27 protein-coding genes and 1 tRNA gene are annotated in these 25,450 nt (G+C 50.2%); 16 read left to right on the plus strand and 12 right to left on the minus strand.

The genetic code is table 11. From position 1 onward, the window contains the following. Window positions 1-31: 31 nt before the first annotated feature. On the minus strand, window positions 32-739 hold the full coding sequence (deoD, locus tag FDW92_RS03360) for a purine-nucleoside phosphorylase (RefSeq protein ID WP_042314143.1): 708 nt from the start codon (window positions 737-739) through the stop codon (window positions 32-34). Window positions 740-1,010: 271 nt separating this feature from the next. Here deoD and FDW92_RS03370 point away from each other — a divergent pair, with 271 nt between their 5' ends. The 3 genes from FDW92_RS03370 to FDW92_RS03380 are packed head-to-tail and all read left to right on the plus strand — an operon-like array spanning window position 1,011 to window position 3,737. Further along, entirely contained in the window at window positions 1,011-1,373 is a 363-nt protein-coding gene (locus FDW92_RS03370; protein ID WP_042314145.1) for a GtrA family protein, read from the plus strand. Continuing rightward, a complete protein-coding gene (locus tag FDW92_RS03375; protein ID WP_137400542.1) occupies window positions 1,370-2,293 on the plus strand; it encodes a glycosyltransferase family 2 protein in 924 nt (307 codons plus the stop codon). Before FDW92_RS03370 ends, FDW92_RS03375 begins: the two co-directional genes overlap by 4 nt. Window position 2,294: 1 nt before the next feature. After that, on the plus strand, window positions 2,295-3,737 hold the full coding sequence (locus tag FDW92_RS03380; protein WP_042314149.1) for a glucosyltransferase domain-containing protein: 1,443 nt from the start codon (window positions 2,295-2,297) through the stop codon (window positions 3,735-3,737). A 247-nt stretch (window positions 3,738-3,984) separates the two neighbouring features. On the opposite strand, the gene FDW92_RS03385 is transcribed toward FDW92_RS03380, so the two are convergent. The 3 genes from FDW92_RS03385 to FDW92_RS23100 all read right to left on the minus strand — a co-directional run bounded on the left by FDW92_RS03385 (window position 3,985) and on the right by FDW92_RS23100 (window position 6,083). Then, a tRNA-Ser gene (locus tag FDW92_RS03385) sits at window positions 3,985-4,072 on the minus strand. A gap of 142 nt (window positions 4,073-4,214) precedes the next feature. Then, entirely contained in the window at window positions 4,215-5,843 is a 1,629-nt protein-coding gene (locus FDW92_RS03390) for an ABC transporter substrate-binding protein (protein WP_042314151.1), read from the minus strand. A 45-nt stretch (window positions 5,844-5,888) separates the two neighbouring features. Then, window positions 5,889-6,083 carry a hypothetical protein gene (locus FDW92_RS23100; RefSeq protein ID WP_042314153.1) on the minus strand — a complete coding sequence of 65 codons (195 nt, stop codon included), beginning with the start codon at window positions 6,081-6,083 and terminating at the stop codon, window positions 5,889-5,891. A gap of 29 nt (window positions 6,084-6,112) precedes the next feature. Between FDW92_RS23100 and yccA the strand changes: the two genes are divergently transcribed. After that, on the plus strand, window positions 6,113-6,772 hold the full coding sequence (yccA, locus tag FDW92_RS03400; protein ID WP_003035917.1) for an FtsH protease modulator YccA: 660 nt from the start codon (window positions 6,113-6,115) through the stop codon (window positions 6,770-6,772). 55 nt (window positions 6,773-6,827) lie between these two features. On the opposite strand, the gene FDW92_RS03405 is transcribed toward yccA, so the two are convergent. Together FDW92_RS03405 and FDW92_RS03410 are read right to left on the minus strand one after the other, a co-directional pair. Then, window positions 6,828-7,304 carry a hypothetical protein gene (locus tag FDW92_RS03405; RefSeq protein ID WP_042314156.1) on the minus strand — a complete coding sequence of 159 codons (477 nt, stop codon included), beginning with the start codon at window positions 7,302-7,304 and terminating at the stop codon, window positions 6,828-6,830. Then, entirely contained in the window at window positions 7,301-8,056 is a 756-nt protein-coding gene (locus FDW92_RS03410) for a winged helix-turn-helix domain-containing protein (RefSeq protein WP_042314157.1), read from the minus strand. The genes FDW92_RS03405 and FDW92_RS03410 overlap by 4 nt, the downstream gene beginning before the upstream one ends. A 308-nt stretch (window positions 8,057-8,364) precedes the next feature. On the opposite strand from FDW92_RS03410, the gene FDW92_RS03415 reads away from it, so the two are divergent. From FDW92_RS03415 to tusE, 6 genes are all read left to right on the plus strand, one after another. Continuing rightward, on the plus strand, window positions 8,365-9,108 hold the full coding sequence (locus FDW92_RS03415; RefSeq protein ID WP_042314158.1) for a fimbrial protein: 744 nt from the start codon (window positions 8,365-8,367) through the stop codon (window positions 9,106-9,108). 73 nt (window positions 9,109-9,181) lie between these two features. Then, window positions 9,182-9,688 carry a CS1 type fimbrial major subunit gene (locus FDW92_RS03420; protein WP_042314159.1) on the plus strand — a complete coding sequence of 169 codons (507 nt, stop codon included), beginning with the start codon at window positions 9,182-9,184 and terminating at the stop codon, window positions 9,686-9,688. A 72-nt stretch (window positions 9,689-9,760) separates the two neighbouring features. Then, window positions 9,761-12,478: a TcfC E-set like domain-containing protein gene (locus FDW92_RS03425; RefSeq protein WP_042314160.1), complete on the plus strand. Its 2,718-nt coding sequence runs from the start codon at window positions 9,761-9,763 to the stop codon at window positions 12,476-12,478. Between the two features lies 1 nt (window position 12,479). Then, window positions 12,480-13,637, plus strand: a complete 1,158-nt coding sequence (locus FDW92_RS03430) for a CfaE/CblD family pilus tip adhesin (RefSeq protein WP_052511216.1) — start codon at window positions 12,480-12,482, stop codon at window positions 13,635-13,637. Window positions 13,638-13,647: 10 nt separating this feature from the next. Then, window positions 13,648-14,199 carry a LuxR C-terminal-related transcriptional regulator gene (locus FDW92_RS03435; protein ID WP_042314162.1) on the plus strand — a complete coding sequence of 184 codons (552 nt, stop codon included), beginning with the start codon at window positions 13,648-13,650 and terminating at the stop codon, window positions 14,197-14,199. Between the two features lie 69 nt (window positions 14,200-14,268). Then, the gene (gene tusE / locus FDW92_RS03440) at window positions 14,269-14,598 is read left to right on the plus strand and encodes a sulfurtransferase TusE (RefSeq protein WP_042314164.1); all 330 of its coding nucleotides are present in this window, start codon (window positions 14,269-14,271) and stop codon (window positions 14,596-14,598) included. Here the strand turns inward: tusE and yccX are convergent. From yccX to FDW92_RS03455, 3 genes are read right to left on the minus strand one after another with little or no spacing between them, the layout of a single operon-like run. Continuing rightward, window positions 14,595-14,876 carry an acylphosphatase gene (gene yccX / locus FDW92_RS03445; protein WP_042314167.1) on the minus strand — a complete coding sequence of 94 codons (282 nt, stop codon included), beginning with the start codon at window positions 14,874-14,876 and terminating at the stop codon, window positions 14,595-14,597. The genes tusE and yccX overlap by 4 nt on opposite strands. A gap of 45 nt (window positions 14,877-14,921) precedes the next feature. Beyond that, window positions 14,922-15,710: an AraC family transcriptional regulator gene (locus FDW92_RS03450; protein ID WP_042314169.1), complete on the minus strand. Its 789-nt coding sequence runs from the start codon at window positions 15,708-15,710 to the stop codon at window positions 14,922-14,924. 13 nt (window positions 15,711-15,723) lie between these two features. Then, window positions 15,724-16,275: a YbhB/YbcL family Raf kinase inhibitor-like protein gene (locus tag FDW92_RS03455; RefSeq protein ID WP_042314171.1), complete on the minus strand. Its 552-nt coding sequence runs from the start codon at window positions 16,273-16,275 to the stop codon at window positions 15,724-15,726. 214 nt (window positions 16,276-16,489) lie between these two features. Between FDW92_RS03455 and rlmI the strand changes: the two genes are divergently transcribed. Both rlmI and hspQ read left to right on the plus strand, forming a co-directional pair. Further along, window positions 16,490-17,701, plus strand: coding sequence for a 23S rRNA (cytosine(1962)-C(5))-methyltransferase RlmI (rlmI, locus tag FDW92_RS03460; RefSeq protein WP_042314173.1), 1,212 nt, complete (start codon window positions 16,490-16,492; stop codon window positions 17,699-17,701). Between the two features lie 57 nt (window positions 17,702-17,758). Then, complete coding sequence (gene hspQ, locus FDW92_RS03465) at window positions 17,759-18,076, plus strand: heat shock protein HspQ (RefSeq protein WP_038639447.1); 318 nt, start codon at window positions 17,759-17,761, stop codon at window positions 18,074-18,076. Window positions 18,077-18,180: 104 nt separating this feature from the next. Here hspQ and FDW92_RS03470 read toward each other — a convergent pair whose 3' ends face one another. After that, a complete protein-coding gene (locus tag FDW92_RS03470) occupies window positions 18,181-18,594 on the minus strand; it encodes a CoA-binding protein (protein WP_006685217.1) in 414 nt (137 codons plus the stop codon). Window positions 18,595-18,766: 172 nt separating this feature from the next. Here FDW92_RS03470 and FDW92_RS03475 point away from each other — a divergent pair, with 172 nt between their 5' ends. Together FDW92_RS03475 and mgsA are read left to right on the plus strand one after the other, a co-directional pair. After that, the gene (locus FDW92_RS03475) at window positions 18,767-19,429 is read left to right on the plus strand and encodes a DUF2057 family protein (RefSeq protein ID WP_042314175.1); all 663 of its coding nucleotides are present in this window, start codon (window positions 18,767-18,769) and stop codon (window positions 19,427-19,429) included. 93 nt (window positions 19,430-19,522) lie between these two features. Then, window positions 19,523-19,981 (plus strand): methylglyoxal synthase, encoded by a 459-nt coding sequence (gene mgsA, locus FDW92_RS03480; protein ID WP_016152487.1) that lies wholly within the window; start codon window positions 19,523-19,525, stop codon window positions 19,979-19,981. Between the two features lie 32 nt (window positions 19,982-20,013). On the opposite strand, the gene helD is transcribed toward mgsA, so the two are convergent. Next, complete coding sequence (helD, locus tag FDW92_RS03485; protein WP_042314178.1) at window positions 20,014-22,068, minus strand: DNA helicase IV; 2,055 nt, start codon at window positions 22,066-22,068, stop codon at window positions 20,014-20,016. A 125-nt stretch (window positions 22,069-22,193) separates the two neighbouring features. Here helD and FDW92_RS03490 point away from each other — a divergent pair, with 125 nt between their 5' ends. Both FDW92_RS03490 and yccS read left to right on the plus strand, forming a co-directional pair. Further along, window positions 22,194-22,640, plus strand: a complete 447-nt coding sequence (locus FDW92_RS03490; protein ID WP_042314180.1) for a YccF domain-containing protein — start codon at window positions 22,194-22,196, stop codon at window positions 22,638-22,640. 18 nt (window positions 22,641-22,658) lie between these two features. Then, window positions 22,659-24,821, plus strand: coding sequence for a YccS family putative transporter (gene yccS / locus FDW92_RS03495; protein WP_042314206.1), 2,163 nt, complete (start codon window positions 22,659-22,661; stop codon window positions 24,819-24,821). On the opposite strand, the gene FDW92_RS03500 is transcribed toward yccS, so the two are convergent. Beyond that, on the minus strand, window positions 24,790-25,404 hold the full coding sequence (locus FDW92_RS03500) for a TfoX/Sxy family DNA transformation protein (RefSeq protein WP_042314181.1): 615 nt from the start codon (window positions 25,402-25,404) through the stop codon (window positions 24,790-24,792). The two genes, yccS and FDW92_RS03500, sit on opposite strands and share 32 nt — an antisense overlap. Window positions 25,405-25,450: the final 46 nt, after the last annotated feature.

The raw sequence follows: 25,450 nt of genomic DNA on the forward strand, positions 1-25,450 counted from the left end.
CATCTCTGATTGGTTCAATTAAAAGACGGGGCTAAGCCGTAACGGCCGTATTTAGCGCCAGCTCTATCATATTTTTAAAGGTTAACTGTCGTTCCTCTGCCGTCGTTTCTTCTCCTGTCAGGCAATGATCGGATACGGTTAAAATAGCCAGTGCTTCAATACTAAACTGATGCGCTAGTGCATACAGTCCAGCTACTTCCATATCCACCCCCAGCACACCGAATTTTTCCAGTGCCGGAATTAAATTTTCGTCAGGGTCGTAATAAAGGTCGCCACTGAAGACGTTACCGACCTTAATATCGATTCCGGCCTTTTGTGCCAACGTCCACGCCTGCTGTAATAATGGAAAATGCGCAGACGCCGCCATTGCGTAGCCCGCGCTACGTTTTAAATTAGTAACGGAATCCGTTCCGGCAGCGACGGCAAGGATAATATCGCGCATTTTGACATGATGTTGAGTTGCCCCCAGGCTACCGACGCGAATAATTCTCTGCACGCCAAAATCATGTACCAGCTCATGGGCATAAAGCGTCATTGAAGGAATGCCCATGCCGTGTCCCATTACCGAAACAGGTTGTCCAAAATAAAGACCGGTATAGCCCAACATATTGCGCACATTGGTAACTTCGCGGCAATCCATTAAATAGTTTTCGGCAATAAACTTCGCGCGTAGAGGATCGCCCGGCATAATCACAGTTGGCGCAAAATCACCCGGTTTAGCATTAATATGTGCAGTCATAACAATTCCTGAATTATGGGTATTGAAGATATGCAGGGATTGTAACCAGACGTTTGCAGGGGATTGAGGACAAAAGTCCTGCTCAGAGGATCGGCCTCTCATTTCTGAGAGTTAGTGTTGCAGTCTTGTGGCTCAGCGGAAAACCGCGCTCCCGGCACAGTCGCTCGGAGGTATCGCAAAACAAGCCTCTGCGAAAGGTCAAAGTCGAGGTGTCGATCTCGTTTTGCATCAATGTTAAACTCGCACACTTTCTATTAGACCTTTCTTAATTATGATAAAGCTACTTTCACGCTACATTTCCGTAGGGATTGTAAACACGGCATTACATTGGGCGGTGTTCGGCATCATGGTATACATCATGAAAAATGACCAGGCCGTGAGCAACGTGGTGGCGTTTTTGATAGCTGTGACATTTTCATTTTTTGCCAACGCAAAATTTACATTTAGTGCAAAAGCCACCAGCCGGGGGTATGTGCTATTTGTTGGATTTATGGGGCTACTGAGCTTTATCTCTGGTCAGGTATCCGATCACTACAACATTTCCCCTCTCATAACGCTGATAGAGTTCTCCTCTATCAGCCTGGTATGTGGCTTCTTATACTCAAGGTTCATTGTTTTTAGGGATCCGAAATGAAAATTTCTCTGATTGTTCCGGTGTTCAATGAAGAAGATACAATACCTATTTTCTACAACACGGTGCGTAGGCATGAAGAACTAAAAAAATATGATGTCGAAATTGTGTTTATCAACGACGGTAGCAAAGACGCTACAGAATCAATCATTAATGCTCTCGCCGTATCTGATAAGCTCGTCGTCCCCATTTCATTTACACGCAACTTTGGCAAAGAACCAGCAATTTTTGCAGGCCTTGGGCGTTCCTCTGGTGAGGCAGTTATTCCTATCGATGTTGACCTACAGGATCCAATCGACATAATTCCATTGATGGTCGAAAAGTGGCTTGCGGGTGCAGATATTGTGCTGGCAAAGCGTGCAGACCGCTCCACGGATGGAAAACTGAAGCGCAAAACCGCTGAGTGGTTCTATAAATTACACAATAAAATAAGCGATCCGAAGATCGAAGAAAACGTTGGTGACTTTAGACTTATGTCCCGCGATGTAGTTGATAACATCAAACTCATGCCGGAACGTAATCTCTTTATGAAAGGTGTTCTTAGCTGGGTAGGTGGTAGTACTGATGTTGTTGAGTACACACGAGCAGGACGTATTGCTGGTAAATCAAAATTTAATGGCTGGAAATTGTGGAATCTTGCTCTGGAGGGTATTACCAGTTTTTCAACGTTCCCATTGCGAATATGGACCTACATTGGTTTTTTTGTAGCCGCTGTATCCTTCTTGTTCGGTGCATGGATGATTATAGACAAGATTTTTTGGGGAAATCCGGTTGCGGGATATCCATCTATCATTGTTTCAATCCTTTTCCTTGGTGGGATTCAGTTAATTGGTATCGGTGTGCTTGGTGAGTACATAGGTAGAATCTACATCGAAACCAAACAACGACCGCGCTATATAGTTAAAAAACAAGATGAGATTTAAAATGTTCTCTAGATACGATAAAAAAGCATTGTTTATTTACTCAGGATTAGCCCTGTTGTTTATTTACCCCTTAATCCAGGCAGGCATCTATTATAGAGACGACTTAGATAGATCTATAACTGGATATTACGGCTGGCGTGGTTTAGGTCGCCCTTTTGCAGATATTTTAGCAAGATTTTTTTCTGCCAGCGGGCACTATAATCTGGACCTATTTCCTTATACAATGCTCGCATCATGTATTTTCTTAGGCGCATCTGCGCTTGCGCTCAGTAAGCACCTGATTAGATCAGACATTCCGAACGCAAATATGGTTGCTGCACTTTTAATATTCAACCCATTCATTTTGCAAAATATTGCGTACAGATATGATAGTCTCGGAATGTCGATTGCCTTTTTCCTTGCGGTGATTGCATATACCTATAAAAATAAAAAACTGACGATAGAGATTGCGACAAAATTAGTAGCTGGCGTATTATCTTTAACCTTATATCAACCATGTGCCAATATTTTTATTGGTTTGCTTGCAATTGATATGATCATCATTGCAACAAAAAATAATATAAAATTTCAAGAGTCAATAACTTTCTTATTCAAAAGAACGATTTTATTCGTATCGTTTTTTCTTATCTACATGCTTTTCTTCTCGCCAAAAAATAACTCTCGAGCAGAATTGATACATTTAGATCAGGGGGGGTTAGAGCATCTGGCCAAAACATTAACTGCCCTAAAAGAAATGGTTCTTTCTTATCTATACCACCCAGTTTATATTTACTTCGCAATCCCAATACTAATAAGTTGCGTGTTTATGCTCATTGCTTACCGTACTAATATAAAGCAAATAGCATCATTTATTTTGTATGGAGCCATCTCCTTTTTAATATTCATTATTTCACTTATGGGGCCAACATTATTACTTCAGGACGCACCAGTCCTTCCCCGTACTTTAGTCTCGTTTTCAGTTATACTGGTTATAATTGCTATACCGGTTATGCGTTTCGCTCCTCGTTTTAAATACGCGGCACTGATTCCAGTCATTGCCTCGCTTGCTTTTAGTGCTCAACTAAGCAACGCTATGAAGTCACAACAACAATACGAAGATTTTGTTTTTAGCATGATTGCGCAGGACATTGCCACTCATAAAGACATCACATCCATTGGTACTGTAGGTCAATTGAATAAAAATGAAAGAGCAAAATTATTAATAGATAATAAACCACTTATAGGCTATTTCGTTTATCCGGCCACCCAATTCTTAGCATCCTTTCAATTAATTAATAAAGGATTACCTCAAACCAGGCATGGTTATACTGATGTGGATGAAAGCAAAAACCAACTTGCTAACATGATTAATAAAGGAATTCAACCCGTATCATCTAATGAATATTATTCATTATTCATCGAGAACAACGCGGCTATAATCTATTTAGGTAAATTTAACAATTGATTATTAACAGCCCTCACACTTAATGTTGAGGGCTTTATTTTTGAAGAGTCAGAACCAATTATATCCAGCGAAAAAGAAGTTACCTATAGCCCGCCCGGGTTGAAGTGGGGAGTATGATGGTTGCTCGATTATGCCCTTCACTTACCAATTTTAGGCAACGTAACACCACCAACTCTTACAGTGACAGGTTTCGAATTTTCCCTATAAGCAAAAAGGGGTTACCTTTCGGTAACCCCTTTTTCATGTTTGGCGGAAGCGTAGAGATTCGAACTCTAGAACCCTTTCGGGTCGCCGGTTTTCAAGACCGGTGCCTTCAACCGCTCGGCCACGCTTCCAATGAGGCGCACTATAAACATCCCGAACGGACCTGTAAAGTACCAATGTGTTCGTTTGCCTGAAAAACAGCCAAAATAGTGTTAATCGACTGAAATAAAAACAAATTGGCCATTTATTCAGCACAAATAGCGGCTGCCAGGCTTAATGTTTTTTGATGTACATATCTTTGGTGTAGTAATTTCCGCGGTTATCCGGCGCAAATCCTCCTACCCACGGCTTCACCAGATGCGTGCGAACATAGTGATAAATCGGAATAGCAGGTACATCCTCACCTAACAGATCTTCAGCCTGCTGGTAGTCTTTACCTCGCTCTTCCAGTGAACTTGCTTTCGCTGCCTTATGCATCGCTTCATCAAAGGCAGGGTTACTGTACCCGGTGGTATTCTCACTGTCGCCGGTGCGGAAAATATTGAGGAAACTTGAGGCATCGTCATAGTCGGCTATCCACGCATAGCGCACAACGTCAAAATTACCGGTGTGCATGGTATCCAGCATGGTTTTCCATTCCTGATTTTGCAGCTTCGCCTCAACACCAAGATTTTTCTTCCACATCGACGATGCGGCAATCGCAATACGCTGATGCGTTTCGAAGGTGTTGTAGAGCAGATTTAAGCTCAGTGGATGGTCAGGACCATACCCGGCCTCCGTGAGCAGTTTTTTAGCTTCAGCAATGCGTTTGTCGAGTGGCCACGACGCATACTCTGGCGCATGCAGTTGTACCCCACCGATTTCAGGCTGGCTGATAACCCACGCCGCACGTTGCCCCTGCCCCATCACCTTTTGCGCAATGATGTCTTTATCCAACGCCATATTCAGCGCCCGACGCACGCGCGGGTCATTAAAGGGCGCTCTGGTCGTATTGAACTGATAGTAATAGGTTGAAAGCTGAGGCGAGACATGGAGTTCATCGCCCATGGTCTTTTTCAACTGCGCAAACTGATTGACCGGTACGCTATACACAATGTCAATTTCCCCCGCCTTATAGCGGTTCACGTCAGCAGATTCTGAACTAATGGGCAGGTAAGTGACTTTATTAATGACCGTGTGCCGATCGTCCCAGTAATGCGGGTTACGCTCGGCAACGATGCGCTCATTGACCACCCACTGCGATAATTTGTACGCTCCGCTGCTAACAATATGCTCTGGGCGGGTCCACTTATCGCCAAAACGGCCAATCAGCACTTTATCGAGCGGGACCAACGACGGGTGTGCCAGCATCGCCAGAAATGCCGCCGTCGGTTGCGTCAGGGTAATTTCCAGCGTGGTATCATCCAGGGCTTTAACCCCCAGCGTGGCGGGATCTTTGTTACCCTGAGCAATATCGACCGCGTTCACCACGTGCATATTGCCCAGATACGAGGCATATGGTGAAGCCGTTTGCGGTGAGACCAGCCGCTGCCAGCTCCAGACCACATCCTGTGCGGTGATAGCCGAACCATCTGACCAGGTTATGCCCGGACGTAAATGAAAGGTCCAGACGGTGTTACCTTTATTCTCCCAGGAGGCGGCAAGACGGGGTTCAATAGACCCATCCGGCTTAACTGCCACCAGTCCGTCGAACATATCGCTGATTAAATTAAACTCCACGTTGCTTTCGACTTTATGCGGATCCAACGACGCTGGCTCGCTACCGTTGTTTCTCACCAGCTCCTGTTTTTCTGCAAGTACTGTTCCTGCCGGAACATTTGCCGCCCTCGCAGCGCCGTATACCAACATCAAACAGGCAGCCAGCAACGCAAATGTAAATACTTTCGATTTATCTTGAGTCATTCCCTTTACCTTATTGCTCTGTTTATGATGACACCACTGTCACTGTCAGAGAGAAACGGGAATAAGGCAATATTTTTCAGTTACCTGGCTGATATCTGACAGGCATTTTTGCACATACAGTGCTAACATCTGATTCGGGAGCTTTTGCTGAAATAATATGCTTAAGCCTGGCGGCTTAAAATGCGTAAAGATGGGTAAAACCGCTGTGTCATTCCCCTTGATTTCATTATCCTTCATCATTAATTACATCTGTCATAAGAGAGTGACTCATGGATCGTATTATTAGTTCTTCACGCGATCGTACATCGCTACTCAGCACACATAAGGTGCTGCGCAACACCTATTTCCTGCTCAGCCTGACGCTGGCGTTTTCGGCGATCACCGCAACGGCGAGTACTGTGCTGATGCTGCCTTCACCGGGACTTATCCTGACGCTGGTGGGTATGTATGGTCTGATGTTCCTGACCTATAAAACGGCGGATAAACCGGTTGGCATTTTGTCAGCGTTCGCCTTTACCGGTTTCCTGGGCTACATTCTGGGGCCAATTCTGAATACCTACCTGTCTGCGGGCATGGGTGATGTTATCGGCATGGCGCTGGGCGGTACAGCACTGGTCTTCTTCAGCTGCTCTGCGTATGTGCTGACCACGCGTAAAGATATGTCCTTCCTCGGCGGTATGCTGATGGCAGGTATCGTGGTTGTGCTTATCGGTATGGTTGCGAATATCTTCCTGCAACTGCCGGCACTGCATCTGGCGATCAGCGCGGTGTTTATTCTGATTTCTTCAGGCGCAATCCTGTTTGAAACCAGCAATATCATCCGTGGCGGTGAAACAAACTACATCCGCGCCACTGTTAGCCTGTACGTTTCGCTGTACAACATCTTCGTCAGCCTGCTGAGCATTCTGGGCTTCGCCAGCCGCGATTAAGCAGCATCACTGATACGAAAAAAGAGAATGCCTTTGGCATTCTCTTTTTTATACCTTATTCACCCCGGCAGATATAGGTAGGATAACGCCGGTCCTGAATCAGCCACACGGCAGGTGAAAGTTCAGAAATCGTCAGGTAGTAGCGAGCGGTCGGCCAGGCGAAGCTTCCCCACTGGGCATCAGGGGTGTTGTCATTGTGTCGACGCCAGGTTTTGGTGTAACTCAATACAATGACGTTGTCATCGTCCCGCCGCTCCCACGTAAAGTCCACATCCCTGTCAATAATCAAATTTTGCCCCCCAGCTCTTGCCGCACCTTTATAGGTGGTCAACCCTGTACCGTCCCGATGAAAATAGAACTGCGCAATGGTATTGACCTTCACTTCACTTGCTTTTCCCTCATTACGCGTAAAATTAAATTCAGTGCTGCAGGCCAGCACATCGCTTTTGCCGACCGCGCCGCAATAGTAAAACAGCGCCAGTGCACCGCCAACCACGGCACCGCCCAATCCAAAAAGAAGCCTTATTTTCATTTTTCGGCCCCACTTTTATAGCGAATAGTCTTGCACAGGCTGGTTTTACTGACCGGGCAGGCACCGATGAACATTTCATCGGCAGCGGCGAGCGAAAAACGAGCACTGAAATAATAAATATCGTACTCCTCGCGCTCACAAGCCACGTTATTGGCCTCCAGTCGCTCGGCTAATTTCGAGAGCACTAACGGTCGTCCATGATCGTTGATAATCCAGACACTACAACGTGCGATTTTTTCCTCGACCGGCTTTAATTTCGCCGGAACAGTTATCTCCTGCGGGCGGCTAATGTAAATGCCCGCCCCCAACGCTGCGACGATCAATGCCGCTATAATCAACCACCTTTTCAGGTAAGTACGCCGGGGCTGTATGTCTGGTTGCGTGGAAGGGGATTGTGGCTCAGCGGCTTGAATGTTCTCACCAGGCTGAAAAATCACATCGGCATCAAAACGGAATCCATAGCGTGGGACTGTGACGATAAATTCGTATCCCTCGCCCAGAGACTGGAAGCTTTTACGCAGTTCGCTTACCGCTTTATTGAGATTATTTCCGGATGGCGTAAAGCCAAACTCTTCCCATACGCGAGTGATCAATTCCTCCCGGCTCAGGTCGCGTCCTCGGTGTTTAATAAATTCCTGTAAAAGACGAACGGCTGGCGCCGAAAGTGATAATACAGACTCAGGTTGTCCAACAAGACTTATTGCATGTGCTTCAGGATCAAATAACAACGAATTATTGCATATAAAAAACATCTTTTATTCTCGGCTGTAACCGCATGCTTTTTATTCCCTGGTACATCGACATGAAAACCGCCTCCTGATCTGCTTATTTTTTCATCAGAAGGAATTTTCTTCCCATCCTTGGCCGCGGTATTTTCGCTTAACTATACAACCTTAAAGCCAGAAAAGCAGGATAAAAAACTGTATATAGCGAGTTAACTAATACAAATTTTCACAAACCGCTGTTCTGGTTAAAGTTTCCCTGCCCTGAAGCGATACGAAAGCAGACGGTGTCCTGGTGTTAACGCGCCGCCTTTAAACTCAGAGCAGGCAGACTGATTGTGAAACAGAAAAAAAGAGTGAGCATGACAACAGCCTTTTATGTCGCCGCGCTGTCATTGCCATTTTTCTCAGAAATGACAATGGCCAATATGAGCGTGTATCCCATGGAACTGAATGTAGACAGTTCCGGTGCGGCGCAAATTAAGGTGGCGTCAAAAACGGATGATATTCAGTTCATTCGGGTGAGGCAAAAGAAAATTCTTAATCCCGGCACGGCCGAGGAAAAAGAGATTGACGTGGCGGCATGGAAAGAAGATGGCGTGGTGGTTACGCCCGAAAAATTTGCCCTCGCGGCCGGCGCGATGCGCGTAGTTCGGTTGATATCGCTTATGCCTCCGAAAAAAGAGACCACCTGGCGCGTCTATTTTGAAGGGGTAAAACAACCTGACAGCATTATTCCGGGCAAGGCAGAAAGCCCTGCCGCGATGGCGACATTGGGCGTCAACGTGATTTGGGGCGCACTGGTCCATATTGCCCCAGAAGAAAACGTAATTTCACTGTCGTTCGACCCTCGCCGCGGAACGTTAAAAAACAATGGCACGCTGCGTGTACCGCTCAGAGAGATTGGTATTTGTGATGCAAATTCATCGTGTAAATGGATAAAAGAAGACGCGACGATTTATCCGGACACTGAACGGAAATTAAAAACACTCACAATGAGCCGTGGCCAGAAATATAAATTCCGCTACTTCAACTGGGTGAATAAAACCGCTGAAGAAGCTGACTTACCCGTCGTGCAATAACACGACATCACTGTAAAACCCACGTAGTTCGTTTAAAGAGCCAAGGTGCTCATTTGTAAATATGGAGATATCAATGCGTAAGTATATTAAACCTCTGATGATTGTTGCCGCGATGGCCTCGTCCTTTAGCGCGCTGGCGATTCAAAAAGATATTACCGTTAACGCCAGCGTTGACTCACAGTTGGATATGACCCAGGCCGATAACACGCCGCTGCCGGCCAGCATCGACATGCAGTACCTGCCTGGCCGTGGTCTGGAAAGCTACCGTCTTAACACCAAGGTGTGGTCTAACTCCGCCACCAGCAACGTCAAAGTGCGCCTCGTTAGTGCGGCAAAACTCACCAACACGGATGGTGACCAGATTGTACCGATGACGGTCATTCTGGGTGATAAAACACTGTCCACCACCGATGCTGAATTTACCGGAACTGAACTGTTCCCTGGCAGCATTGAAAACGGTTCTGCAGTACTGCCGCTGACCATTTCTCAAACCACCAAAGGCATTCTGAAAACCGGTCAGTACAGCGGCGTTGTCAGCCTGATGCTGACGCAGGCGACAACCACGGAAGGCGGTGCGTAACACCACAGTACCTAAGGAATAACGTCAGAGGGTGCCCACCCTCTGACGTCAGGATGATGTCGAGGCTCGGTCATGGCGTTTCACAGAAATACTTTCCTCTTAGTTGCTTTGTTACCCGCATCCATCCAACTCGCCTGCGCAGAGATGGCCGTCCCGGCAGGTTTTGAAGATCTGGCGAAAACGCAGCGCCTGTGGACAGAAGTAAACCTTTATGGCGAGTCGCTTGGCCTTTTTGAAACGGATATCACGCTTGAAACGGTAAGTTTTGTCGCGCCTGAAACCGTGGTCACGGCCATCAAACGGCAGTTTAATGATGATCCTGCCCTCGTCGCCACCGTGTCTGCAGCCCTGGCCGTTCCTCTGGCCCGTAACGGCAACCTGGCATGCAGCAGCAATGGCTCCGCAACGGGATGCGATTACCTTGATACCCAGCGCGCAGCCATTATCTATGATGAGAATAACGCCCGCATTAATCTGTTTTTTGACAAGAAATTTCTGCCTAAACAAACCACAGAAAGCCAGTGGTATCAGCCCACGCAGGACACCGAGAATGCGTTAATCCATCAGCAGAATATCAATTTTGTTGCCGACAGGGATTACCAGTCAGCCACCGTTCAGGGCAATGGCGCGCTGGCACTCACCCAGGACGGCTACTTTAACCTCGACTGGACCTGGATGGGGCAACGTTCGAAGCACCAGCAGCAACAGGAAATAAACGTCAACAATGCCTGGTTTCGTCAGGATATCTGGCGCCAATACTATGTTCAGTTGGGCGAGATGGACACTCGCGATCTGTTCAGCAATGCCGGCGGGAATATCAATCTCAGCCAACTACCGCTGGGTAAAATTCGCGGCTTGCGCACAGGCTCAACAAGGGCATGGATCAATCCGGTTCAGCAGTCAAAGGGTACGCCTATCACCGTATTGCTTTCTCATGATGCGCGTATTGACGCCCGCCGGGGTAATCAACTGCTGGCCAGTTTTTATCTGAATGCCGGGGCGCAAACCCTGGACACCCGTTCGTTCCCGGACGGGAGCTATACCGTGACGTTGTCCGTCTATGAAAATAACCGGCTGACGCGCACCGAGCAGGTTCCGTTTACCCGAACTGGCATTACACCTTTCGATCGCGTCGAATGGTTCCTGCAGGCAGGCGAAACTGACAATAACGATCAAAACGACGAACGCAGCGCGGTCGCGCAGGCGGGCGTCCGTCTGCCCGTCACTCCGACGCTGGCGCTGACCAGCGGCGCAACAATAAAAAAAAACCAGCGTTTTCTGGAAAATGCGCTCGACTGGAGCCGTGGTTTCAACACCGGCCCGATCGATGGCGTGCTAAGTACCCGCTTTAGCTACCTATACGGCAGCGAAGGTCAGCGCGGCAACATTCAGCAAATCAGCTATAACGACGGTTTTTCACTGAGCTTCTATCGCAACGCGTTATCAGCAGAAAACTGCAATACCCGAAGCGCAGGGTTTGACGCCGTGAATGGCTGTTACCGAAGCCTGTCGGTAATGTTCTCCGTCCCTGTCGGCACCTGGTACGCGAGTCTGGGGTATTCAGATAACCGCAACGAAGGACGTTATGTTGCTCGTCGGGAACTCCCGGACAGTGATGATCGCCACGATGCGGGCTTGCCATGGGAGTCGGTTTATATGACCCGCTCGCGCACGCGGGCCTGGCAGGGCGGCTTGAGTACGGCTTTCAGCGCTCGCGGCCTGAACATCAACAGCAGCATTAACCTTTTCATGAGAAACGATGACTCCCGCGAAGGTAGGGATAAAGGCGGCTACCTGAGCGTAAGCCTGTCAATGGCGCATAACCGTCAGGGCGATGCGACGAGTTATACCTCTCTGGGCGCGACGTGGCAGCACCAGCAGCGTGAAAAAAACCAACTGAGTTACAACGTGGCGCACAACTGGTATGCCGATGCACGTGGTGAAAATGAGTATGGACTGAGCGCGTCAGGCATTAACAGCGATTCGCTCAATGCCTCTGCCTATACGCGCCAGGGCGGACGCTATGGCAACGGTAGTCTGACCGTCAGCGACGCCTGGGATCGTCAGGATGGGCGTCATACCCTGAGCAGCAGCGGCAATTACAGCTCAACGTTCGCGCTATCTCGCTCTGGCCTGTGGCTGGGTCGCTGGAGCGACGGGCGTCCTGCTTCAGCTATCGCGGTTAACGTTGCCACGCCGGAAGATTCCCAGGATCCACGCGTCGCTGTGTCGCTCGATAATGGCGGCAGCGCAGACATCCCAGGCAATAGCCGCGCCCTCTTCGCCGTGCCGGGCTATCAGCAGACGACGTTGACGATTAACGAATCGCTGGATGTCTCGCGGGGTGCCAGCAGTGAAATCACACAAGGTTCCGGCAGTAGAACGTTGTTTATGGTGCCAGGCAAACTGCTCCGTCGGCATGTGCAAACCACCGCAAGCTACACATGGCTCGGCCAGTTAACTGACGAACAACATTTGCCGTTTATTGGCGGCGTGCCACTGAACGTAAACGGCTGGAACGACCTAGGGAACGGCGGGTTTAGCGCCCAAAGCGATGCTTTGCTGCATAACCTCTACCTGGTGCGTCAGCAGCAGTTTTATCAGTGCGCGCTAAACGTGAAAAGTATGCGCGACGTCGTACGTTACGTCGGGTCGATCCCTTGTCGGGAATTAACCTTCTCTGCCCTGCCGGATGCGGTCCAGCAACAGGCCCAACTGATGCTCGCCGGACGTAACGTGCCGACTGGCCCGACTGCCATGAACGCAGGCAACCTCACTAAAGGGAAATGATGTGAACAAAAGCCTTATTATTTTACTTTTCCTGCTCCTATGGGCTGGCCAGACGCTGGCGGGTGCCCCGGCCGGAAGAAACTCCAGCGTTGGTATAAGCTACGATCGCATGGCACCGCCTGCACGGTTTGATATCTGGCTTCATGAATCAGGCGGCTATGATGCCGCCGATCCGCAAAAGTGGGGACGCAATACCCTGACCTGCTTATCCCGTACCGATACCACCTATGGCGCATGCATGACCGCCCCGGTGTGGTTCTCGGGGAATCCGGCCGCGCCCTATGCCATCAATTTACGTTTTACGCATGCTCTTACCCGCAAGACGGTGGATATCAAGGTGCATGGCGAACACTATATGTTTATCAACAATAGAGTCTTTACCTTTGCCAGTTTTGTCACGGGAGGGACAGTCGATATTGCAGCCTGGAACCGAGAACCCTACTTCGATTTCTATATTGTGAATAGCGAACTGGATAAGCTCACCCTGCCAGGGATCTGGACCGCCACGCTGAAGCAAAATCTGCGTGAGTGGGGGAGCGCCGACTGTGGCGGGAACTTCAATGACGTAAATGTCGGATGTCCGGGCTATCTCAGCATCGCTAACTGGCAGGCAAATATTCGCATTGAAGTGGTTGATCCAAGTAATCAGCAAATTTATCTGCCCGCATTTCCACACTCAACGCCTATCGTAAACCTCAACCTCACCAACTTCCCGGGGCGGCCCGGTGGCAGTGAGATCCAGGGGGAAAACACGCTGGATATGTGCTTGTACGACGGAAAAAACAGTACCAGCACCCGCACTTATCTGCGGTTTGAGGACGACGAGCTCAACGCTTCAGGCCGTGCCGAAGGCGCGTTTTCAATCCGGCGACGTGGCGGAAGTCAGACCGATGCGCGGGATCGTCTCGACTATCAGGTCTTTGTCACCAACCCCATTACTGGCGCAACCGAAACTGTCGCCAACGGTAAAACCGTGGTCTGGCAAGGCACCAACGATCCACAGTATCTGCGTCAGGTCGTGCTGCCCGGCGGGCGCGAGGGCGTACTGTGCGTACCTGCCCCTATTATCCTGAAAACCCCTGCGTTTGCTGCCAGCAGTAAAAATGCAGGGGATTACACCGGCACGCTACGCGTTATCTACACCCCCAGTACGTTATAAAGAGGCCGCCGTGAATTACGTCATTCTTGATAATAATCGTTTTTATGCCGAAGGGTTGCGCTATGCCCTTCTGCGCCGTAACGCTCCGACTCAGGTCAAGTGCGGCACGGTAGAGTGGCGTCGTTCGCTGCTGGCCTGCGACACCCTCGTTGTACGTTGCCGCTTTTCCGTCGCGAGGACGCATCTGGCGCTGGTCGACATTCTGCTGCAACTGGAGGCCAGACGCTGGGAGGGAACCGTTTATCTGGTGTGCAATGAAAAAGGCTGGGCACTGGCAACGCATTTGCGAAAGCGTTTTACCACGCTGACCTTGCATATCATTGATGACAGACTTGCCGTCGTGGATGCGCCGTATATGTTTGCTAAAGAGCCGCGTCGGGTACGCAGCCTGAACTGTTGTCTGACAGGCATGGAGTTCAATGTTCTCGACAGGCTGGTTAACGGACAATCGGTAAAACATGTTGCACATATGACGCAGATTAGCGAAAAGCAGGTATCGACGTATAAATGTAATGCGCTGAAGAAGCTTAATGCCAACAATCTGCTACAGCTTCTTCTGTAGGGCAAGGTTTCTCACGCCGCTCCTTATTTGCTAGACTAGGAGCGGTTTTTACTTTATCGACAGAGCACTATGTTCATTTTTGCAGGCCAGGAAATTGAGACCGATAGCGAAGGCTATCTGAAAGATACCACGCTGTGGAACGAGCCGCTGGCGGAGAAAATCGCCGAAAACGAAGGTATCGACCTCTCCCCCGAACACTGGGAAGTGGTGCGTTTCGTACGCGAGTTTTATCTGGAGTTTAATACTTCCCCCGCTATCCGAATGCTGGTAAAAGCGATGGCCAACAAGTTTGGCGAAGAGAAAGGCAACAGCCGTTATCTTTACCGTCTGTTCCCAAAAGGTCCGGCCAAGCAGGCGACTAAAATTGCCGGCCTGCCGAAACCGGTCAAATGTATTTAATAGCGGATACTAAATCCCTTTAGCTCGTCGCCAGGGCGGTGTGGTTCACTGAGAACCCGTTCTACCCTGGCGCTGCTCGGCCCCCCGGCTTTTAACCACTTCATTAGCTGTTCCACCCGCTCGCTTTCACCGCAGGCGACAACCTCTACGCTGCCGTCATCCATATTTTTAGCGTATCCGGTCAATCCCAGTCGTTGCGCTTCATGTTGCGTGGTGTAGCGAAATCCTACCCCCTGAACCCGACCATAGACCCAGGCGATTATGCAGACTTGTGACATTGCGGTTCTCCTTATCAACATAAATGAAGGAACAGTTACAAGGCCTCAGCGCACCTGCTTCGGCAGGCATCCGTAATGCTGGCGGAATCTTGCGGTAAATCGTGAGCCTGACAGATAGCCACAGCGTAACGCAATTTCGCCAATCGGCAGCGTGGTCGATTGTAGTTGAGAGAGCGCACAGGACATACGCACCTCTTCGACTATCTGCCGGTAACTCTGCGATTCCATCTGTAATCGTCTGCGTAACGTCGAGGTACCGATAGACAGGCGACCAGCAATCTCCTGAGCTGTCCATAGCTTAGCAGGGGATAACATAATTAGTTGCCGCACCTGTTCAGTAAGATTAAACCGTCGCTCGATAAGCAGAGGCCCTGCCACACCATCATGCAGTAGCGCCAGCAATAATCCCATCGCCTGATGCTCCTGCAATTTTGCAGGTAAGTCCTGGCGTACTGCATCCAGCAGGCTTTCCCACATAAAAGCCAGTCCGTTACTCATGGGCGTGCATAGCGACGTCAATTTTGCCGGAGGGAAATCCTTGACCCAGTTATTTTTAAACGTGGTAAGGATGCTCGTCGACAGCAATAGCAAATCCGAGCGAAATGCTCCCTGCTCCGGCTGATTAATAATCTCCAGAGGCGTATTCGCCGGGATGATAATCAGCTCACCCGGCCCTGCAACCAGACGATTGTCATCCTGAATAATGACCTTACTTCCCTGCGTAATATGGCAAATAGCAGCAGAAAACAGTTTAACCCGATGCAGGCGGTGCAGATGGCCGGAACGCACCTCAGCGGTGGTAAGGTTGTTATGGCGAAAATTTACATCCTGCACCAATGTATCCTCTTTATTTTGTTGCGTAAGTGGCGGTTAATTCAGCTTTTGCAATCACGTGCCTGTTCAGCATAAAACCGACCAGCGCACCGCTGGCGTTACTGTCAATTGGCAACGCGTCGGTATTTAACGCCCACACGGTAAACTGATAGCGATGAGGTTTATCGCCCGGTGGTGGACAAGCGCCGCCGAATCCAGCATAACCGAAATCATTGCGTCCCTGAACTGCTCCAGCGGGTAACTTATCCATGCTGGCTCCGCCAGGAAGCGTGTGGACCTGAGCCGGAATATTTACGATGGTCCAGTGCCACCAGCCGCTTCCCGTTGGCGCATCAGGATCAAACAGCGTAATGGCAAAACTTTTGGCATCAGTTGGCGGATTTTGCCAGCTCAGTTGCGGGGAAATATTGTCGCCACTGCAGCCAAACCCTTTAAACACTTGTTTTTGAGTTAATTGCAGGTTAGCGGGTATATCGGCGCTGGTGAGGCGAAATGTCGAGGCGGCAGAGGCATCAAAACTCAACGCGACAATAGCGGCGGTAGCCAGAGAGTAGAGAGCTTTCATTACATTTCCTTTTTCTGATTAAGAAATAGCAATGTAAACGGTGGGTATAAAAGAAACTGTGCCTCTGTGATAACGTTTTGTGCCGAAACGCCCAGCGCCATACGCTGATGATTGACCTCATCATCTGTGCTACTCTACGCGCCATTTTATTTTAATGGTTTCAGGTTGGTACTTTACTCCAGCCCGCGTCACTGTTTGTGAGAGGTTGCTCCGCATGACTGAATCTACAATTCCACATTATCCTCGTTTAGTGTTAGCCAAAGGGCGCGATAAATCATTACTGCGCCGCCATCCGTGGGTATTTTCCGGTGCTGTCGCACGTATGGAAGGCAAAGCCAACCTCGGTGAAACCATCGATATTGTTGACCATCAGGGTAAATGGTTAGCACGCGGCGCGTACTCGCCTGCGTCGCAGATCCGTGCCCGCGTCTGGACATTCGACAAGTCAGAATCCATCGATATTGATTTCTTCACCCGTCGTCTGCAACAGGCGCAAACATGGCGCGACTGGCTGGCGAAAAAAGATGGGCTGGACAGCTATCGTCTGATCGCAGGAGAATCCGATGGTCTGCCGGGCATCACCATTGACCGCTTCGGCAACTTTCTGGTATTGCAACTGCTCAGCGCTGGTGCTGAATATCAACGCGCCGCGCTGATTAGCGCCCTGCAAATTGTGTTCCCGGACTGCGCTATTTATGACCGCAGCGACGTGGCCGTGCGTAAAAAAGAAGGAATGGAGCTGACCCAAGGGCCGGTAACGGGCGAAGTGCCGCCAGCCCTGCTGCCTATCGAAGAACACGGGATGAAGCTGCTGGTTGATATTCAGCACGGTCACAAAACCGGTTATTACCTCGATCAACGCGACAGCCGTCTGGCCACGCGTCGTTATGTAGAAAATCAACGTGTTTTGAACTGTTTCTCTTATACCGGCGGCTTTGCGGTCTCAGCATTAATGGGCGGATGCCGCCAGGTGGTCAGCGTCGACACTTCTCAGGAAGCGCTCGATATTGCCCGCCAGAACGTGGAACTGAACAAGCTGGATCTGAGCAAAGCTGAATTTGTGCGTGATGACGTATTCAAACTGCTGCGCGCTTACCGCGATCGCGGTGAGAAATTTGATGTCATTGTGATGGATCCACCGAAGTTCGTCGAAAACAAAAGCCAGTTGATGGGGGCCTGCCGCGGCTATAAGGACATCAATATGCTGGCTATTCAGTTGCTCAATCCCGGCGGCGTATTGCTGACCTTCTCCTGCTCCGGACTGATGACCACCGATTTATTTCAGAAAATCATCGCTGATGCCGCAATAGATGCTGGTCGTGATGTACAATTTATAGAGCAGTTCCGTCAGGCCGCCGATCACCCGGTGATCGCTACCTACCCGGAAGGGCTGTATCTGAAAGGGTTTGCCTGTCGCATCATGTAACTTGAAAAGTGGAATATTACCCTTACATAGAGGGTATCTATTTCCCGGGAGGTGACTATGATTGCCAGCAAATTCGGTATCGGCCAGCAGGTCCGCCATTCCCTGTTAGGTTACCTCGGAGTGGTCGTGGATATCGACCCGGAATATTCGCTTGATGAACCGTCAGCCGATGAGCTGGCGGTTAACGACGAACTTCGCGCCGCTCCCTGGTATCACGTGGTGATGGAAGACGATAATGGTCTGCCGGTGCATACGTATCTGGCCGAAGCACAGCTGAGTGGCGAGCTACAGGAAGAACATCCAGAGCAACCGTCGATGGATGAACTGGCGCGAACAATCCGTAAACAGCTTCAGGCTCCGCGTCTGCGTAATTGATGCGAACAAAAGCCCGATGGCAATTCGCTTATCGGGTTTATGCTGCTAATCCGGCCAGCAACGCGGGCCGGATTATCGACGTGCCTTAAGGCAACAACACAACCTTACTTCGCCAGTCCCAGGCGCGGGATCTCAATCGCTGGGCAGCGATCCATGACCACCGCCAGCCCCGCGTCACGCGCCAGTACGGCTGCCTGCTCGTTAATCACACCAAGCTGCATCCATAAGGTCTTCGCACCGATGGCGATAGCCTCCTGAGCAACGCCCCACGCCGCTTCTGAATTGCGGAAGACATCCACCATATCCACTTTCTCCGGCACATCCGCCAGCGTCGCGTACCCCTGTTGCCCCAACAGCGTTTTCCCGGCAACTTTTGGCGAAACGGGAATAACGTGATAGCCCTGATCGAGTAAATACTTCATTACCCGATAGCTTGGACGATCGGGTTTATCGCTTGCACCAACCAGTGCAATCGTACGGGTAGATGTCAAAATGCCAGCAATATCGGTCTCTTTCATCGTCTTCCTCCAGGCTGTTTAACAAAGTGTACGACAAACCTGGCCTTGCAACCATTCATCCCATACTGGCGCATGAGAGCTAAACTCAAAAATATGTCTATATGTTAGTAAACATGATCACCGAAAAATTTAGATACATCTGATGCAGATATTTTCTGGACAGGAGAGACCTATGAAAGCCGGCATTGTGACAGCCTTGATTGCTCTGTGTTTGCCGGTAACCGTTTTTGCTACCTCTTTACGTCTGTCGAGTGAAATTGACCTTCTGGTGCTGGACGGAAAAAAAGTCTCCAGCTCATTACTGCGTGGTGCCGACAGTATTGAGCTGGAAAATGGTCGGCACCAGCTTGTATTTCGCGTAGAAAAAACCCTTCGCCTGTCCAGCCACGAAGAACGTCTGTATATTTCTCCTCCGTTGGTTATCAGCTTTGATACTCAGCTCGTCAGCCAGGTTAATTTTCATCTTCCTCGTCTCAACAATGAGCGGGATGCCTCACATTTCGATGATGCACCTCGTGTGGAACTGCTGGATGGGGACGCCATGCCTATCCCCGTTAAGCTGGATATTCTGTCAATCACCTCGACGGCGAAAATCGTGGATTATGAAATGGAAACTGAGCGCTATAACAAAGCGGCTAAACATGCGTCATTGCCACAATTCGCCACCATGATGGCCGACGACAGCTCGCTGCTTTCTGGGGTGTCTGAACTGGATCGGGTGCCGCCTCAGTCGCAAACGCTGACCGAGCAACGATTAAAATTTTGGTTTGAGCAGGCCGACGCCCAAACGCGAAGTAACTTTCTGCAGTGGGCCCAGAAACAGCCTTCTTCATGACATTTATGTTCCCATACGCATTTTTTTTGTCTTTCTCTTGCAGCGTCAAGTGCTTCCAGTACTCTGTAACAAGGTTAACTTGGGAGCTGTACTATGGAATTAACGACTCGCACATTGCCAGCGCGTAAGCATATTGCGCTGGTGGCACACGATCACTGTAAAAAGATGTTGATGAGCTGGGTGGAACGCCACCAGCCGTTGCTGGAAAAACACGTTCTGTATGCCACGGGAACAACAGGCAACTTAATTCAACGCGCGACAGGAATGGACGTCAACGCGATGCTGAGCGGTCCAATGGGGGGGGACCAGCAGGTGGGTGCGCTGATTTCAGAAGGGAAAATAGATGTGCTGATCTTCTTCTGGGATCCGCTCAACGCCGTTCCCCACGATCCTGATGTCAAAGCCCTGCTGCGCCTGGCTACAGTCTGGAACATTCCGGTCGCCACCAACGTGTCGACCGCCGATTTTATTATCCAGTCGCCAAACTTCAACGATGCGACGGACATACTAATTCCGGATTACGCCCGTTATCTGGCAGAACGCCTCAAATAATGCCCAGGCAGGCGGCAACTACCGCCTGCGTTTCAGGGTTTCCTCGTTACCGGGACATCCAGTCGCTTAAGCTCGTCAACAAAACACGATGGTGTTTCTTTATTGAACAGCAACCACACCCGGTGACGTGCGCGCGTGAGTGCCACATACAGCAACCTTCGCTCTTCGGCATCCGGAAAATCTTCAACCGGCGGGAGCAACGCCTCTTCCATAATCGACTCGCGGGCTGGCGCAGGAAAGCCATCATTACCCTCATGAAGACCGACGACAATAACGTAGTCCGCTTGCTGCCCTTTACTGGCATGGATAGTCATAAAATCCAGCTGTAGCTTAGGCCAGCGGGTAGACGCTTTCTCCAGACTGGTCGGTTTCAGATGATGGTATCGCGCCAGGACCAGAATTCTCTCTTCTGTTTTCACAAAACCCGACAGTTTATCCAACAGCAGATCCAACTGGTTTTCATCAAGCAAGGTGACGGCTTTTTTATCCCCTGTCATCAGGCTGTTGAGCGGTTTCGTAAGCTGATGAGGATTCTGCTGGATAAACTGATTTGCGACCTCGCCAATACGGCTATTGAAACGGTAAGTCGTATCCAGATTACAGCGATCGCCCTCGCCAAAGTTTTGCTGGAACGCGGTGGTCAGAGATAGTTGCGCCCCGCTAAACCGATAAATGGCCTGCCAGTCATCGCCTACGGCAAACAGCGTAGTCTGCGAGTTTTGCTTACGTAGCGCGGCCAACAAGGCGGCACGCTGAGGAGAAATATCCTGAAATTCATCGACCAGAATATGCTTCCAGGGACTAATAAACCGCCCTTTTTCCAGAATAACAATGGCCTGATGGATTAACCCGGAAAAATCGACGGCATTCTCGTCCTTCAGGGCGCTCTTCCAGGCTTTGAGCAGGGGCGCCATGAGCTTTATGCGTTTACTGAACAGGTCGCGGATCTCCTCCGGGGCATTGGCAATCATCTCCGCCTGCGCTCCGCCATGCATACGCATCAGGCTAACCCAGCGATCGAGACGGGAGGCCAAACGCCGCTGTAATTTTTCGTCGTCCCAGAAGTTACCTTCGGGTACAGACCACTGCATCTCTTCTTCTAACCACTGTCGCCAACCTTTTGCCTGCGCTTTTTTCTCGCTGCACTGCTGACGCCAGGTAGTAATGAAGAGTTTGCTGCGCGCAACGGCGTCATTTTCAAGCTTGCTAACTGTCGGGACTTTTTTGCTGCCCTGTGAAATGATATGCAGCGCCAGTGAATGAAACGTCCGCGCGGTGACCTCGTCCGTATGCAGACGTTCACGGATGCGATCGTCCATCTCCTGGGCTGCTTTGCGTCCAAACGCCAGCAACAGAATTTGTTCAGCCGCCGCCTCGCCTCGCGCTAACAACCAACCCGCACGAGCGACAAGAACCGATGTTTTGCCGCTTCCCGCCCCTGCAAGCACCAATAATGCTTGCTCACCATTCACCACCGCGCGTGCCTGGGCAGGGTTCAGCGGCGAAGATTCAATGTGCTGGAAAAACTCGGCATGCTCTGCCAGCATCGCATCGGTATAGGCCTGATTGTGCTGTAAACGACAGGCCTCAATATCCTGCAACCATGCCTGGCATTGGCGTAACGCCTCCCGGCAATTTTCAAATTCTTCCAGCCGCTTCACCGGTAGCGGCAATGCGGCAAAGGCTCGGAGGATCTGCTGTTGCAATCCTGAGATTTGGCTACGCGTCAGCCATTTATTTTCACTTGTCCGGGATGCAATCGCATCCAACTGCTGCTGTAAAACCCCCGCAGCAACGTCACTCATTTCCTGGCTCCACTGCTGCCAGAGCGCATTTAAATGATGATGGAAGCGTTGGGTTTCCGCCCACTCTGTACCGTGAAGGCGAACCACCTTCTCATCCGGGAGTACAAACTCCAGCTCTCCCCATACCAGGCCGCGTTTGCAATGAATAGCCAGCAACTGATTGAAGGGAATAAGATACTCGTGACGATCGCCGGAAACTTTAATCCCGGCATTGAGAATAACGGCCCGATCGTAAGGGTGTTGTGCCAGACGTTTTCCAAGAGAAGTTGCTTTCAGTTCCATAAGACTCAAGCGGATCCACACGAAGAGGTTTGCTTATCAGTGTAACCGCCAGAGAAAACGTGCTCCAGCCCAAAAAAACGTTACAATTGCCGAATTCACAGAAAACCAGAGTTAACCGAGGGTTTATGCGTACTGTTCTGAATATTTTAAATTTTGTGCTGGGTGGGTTCGCCACCACCCTGGCCTGGTTATTGGCTACGCTGGTCAGTATTGTGCTTATTTTTACATTACCCTTGACCCGTTCGTGCTGGGAAATAACCCGACTCTCGCTGTTTCCCTATGGCAACGAAGCGATTCATGTCGATGAACTTAATCCGGCAGGGAAAAACGTGCTTCTTAATACCGGTGGCACATTGCTCAATATTTTCTGGCTGATTTTCTTCGGTTGGTGGCTGTGCCTGATGCACATTGTCTCCGGTATTGCCCAGTGCATTTCGATTATTGGTATTCCGGTGGGCATTGCGAACTTTAAAATCGCTGCTATTGCGCACTGGCCGGTGGGTCGCCGGGTGGTTTCAGTCGAAGTTGCCCGCGCTGCGCGTGAAGCCAATGCGCGCCGTCGCTTTGAATAATCAGGACTGATGGCCTTTATGTTAAGTCCACTGCTTAAACGCTATACCTGGAACAGCACCTGGCTGTACTACGTGAGAATTTTTATCGCGCTTTGTGGCACCACAGCGCTGCCCTGGTGGCTGGGCGATGTTAAGCTGACCATCCCGCTCACGCTGGGTATGGTCGCTGCCGCGCTGACCGATCTGGACGATCGTCTCGCTGGCCGGCTACGCAATTTGATCATCACGCTGATCTGCTTTTTTATTGCCTCGGCCTCTGTCGAACTGCTCTTCCCATGGCCATGGCTGTTTGCCATTGGGTTAACGCTTTCCACCAGCGGCTTCATTCTGCTGGGGGGGTTAGGCCAGCGCTATGCAACCATCGCTTTTGGTGCGTTGTTGATTGCCATTTATACCATGCTGGGAACGTCGCTTTACGATCAGTGGTATCAGCAGCCGATCCTGTTGCTCGCTGGTGCTATCTGGTACAACCTTCTGACGCTGACCGGGCATCTCCTGTTCCCCATCCGCCCACTACAGGACAACCTTGCGCGTAGCTACGAACAGTTAGCGCACTACCTGGAACTGAAATCACGCCTTTTTGATCCCGACATTGAAGATGAAAGCCAGGCACCGTTATATGATTTGGCCCTCGCTAATGGGCAATTGATGGCGACGCTAAACCAGACCAAAGTATCGTTACTGACTCGCCTGCGCGGTGACCGCGGACAGCGCGGAACGCGTCGAACGCTACATTACTATTTTGTAGCGCAGGATATTCACGAACGCGCCAGCTCCTCACATATTCAGTATCAAACGCTACGCGACCATTTCCGTCACAGCGACGTGATGTTTCGCTTCCAGCGCTTGATGTCGATGCAGGGGCAAGCCTGCACCCAGTTGTCCCGCTGTATTTTATTACGCACGCCTTACCAGCACGATCCGCACTTTGAGCGCGTCTTCACGCATATAGATGCCGCCCTGGAGCGTATGCGTGCGAGCGGTGCGCCTGCAGACCTGCTCAACACGCTGGGATTTTTGCTCTCAAACCTGCGAGCTATCGACGCCCAACTGGCCACCATCGAGTCAGAACAGGCTCAGGTACTCTCGCGTAATGAGTCTGAAAATCAGCTTGCCGATGACAGTCCGCATGGGTTCAGCGATATCTGGTTACGTCTGAGCCGTAATTTTACGCCTGAGTCAGCCCTGTTTCGCCATGCAGTACGCATGTCGCTGGTGCTTTGTGTCGGCTATGCCATTATCCAGATTACCGGGATGAACCACGGATACTGGATCCTGCTGACCAGTCTGTTTGTCTGTCAGCCAAACTACAACGCTACCCGACATCGCCTGGCGCTAAGGATTATCGGTACATTGGTAGGAATCGCCATTGGTTTACCTATCCTGTGGTTCGTTCCCTCTCTGGAAGGTCAGTTGATACTTTTGGTGATCACTGGCGTACTGTTTTTTGCCTTTCGCAACGTCCAGTATGCACACGCCACGATGTTTATCACGCTGCTGGTATTGCTGTGCTTTAATCTGCTCGGTGAAGGTTTCGAAGTGGCGCTGCCGCGCGTCATCGATACGCTGATTGGGTGTGCCATCGCTTGGGCAGCCGTCAGTTTTATCTGGCCAGACTGGCGTTTTCGTAACCTGCCGCGTGTCATTGAGCGGGCCACTGACGCAAACTGTCGTTACCTCGATGCTATTCTCGAACAATATCATCAGGGTCGTGATAATCGTATGGCATACCGTATCGCCCGTCGTGACGCGCACAATCGTGATGCAGAGCTTGCCTCCGTGGTGTCGAACATGTCGAGTGAACCGGATGTCACGGCCCAAACGCGAGAAACAGCGTTTCGCTTATTGTGCCTCAATCATACGTTTACCAGCTACATTTCCGCCCTTGGCGCACACCGCGAACAGTTAACCAACCCGGAAGTTCTGGCATTACTGGATGATGCCGTCTGCTACGTTGATGACGCGCTTCACTATCAACCCGCAGACGAACAGCGCGTCTACCAGGCGCTGGAGGGGCTAAAGCATCGAATTCAGCATCTTGAGCCACGTCCGGATAGTAAAGAACCGCTTGTTATACAGCAGGTTGGGTTATTGATCGCCCTGCTACCGGAAATCCGGCGCTTACAACAGCAAATTGCCGTGCTGCCTTCTAATACCCCGGCTTCGGCGTCAGGGAACTGACCCACTCCACCAGCTCCTGGCGACGGACCGCCGGGAGCGCTGCTTCATGCACGCCACCGACCGCGCCTTCAAGGGCATAAAGTATTTTTACCGTCAGGGCTGGATTATTTTGCCGCAGTTTCAGCCAGCACATTTGGGCGCCCAACGTTCGCAATGTTCCCTCATCTTTAATTCCTGCTTCATTTAGCAGGGTCTCCAGATGAAACGTCATATTTGGTAGTTCCCGCAGACGATGTTGAGCAAAGCGACTCTGTTTTTCCTTAACAGCAGCATCCAATGAGTACCGCGATAACGACACTAACTGCTGCTGGTTTTGCCACAGCGCATCATTCACCTGATAGTAGTTGAGTACCACCGGACGCCCGCGCTTTATAAATGTCAGCCAGACAGGCGAATTTTTTGCACAGTACTGTACGCTCTGTTCGCAGGCCCGAAGATATAACTCACCGCTGGCGACCATAGCAAAGACCGTATCCCCAACCGTCAAACTGTAGCTGCCAAACAGTGAGCGATAATGAATGGTTCCCAGAGACGCCAGATATTCTTGTGATTTATAGATCTTTGCATAAGAAAGTTCTTTCATAAAAATCCTTTTAAATCATAACGTAAGCAAATGATTTTCAGTAGCA

Origin of the sequence: Citrobacter sp. wls706 (assembly GCF_005281305.1) — a bacterium.
GTDB lineage: Bacteria > Pseudomonadota > Gammaproteobacteria > Enterobacterales > Enterobacteriaceae > Citrobacter > Citrobacter werkmanii.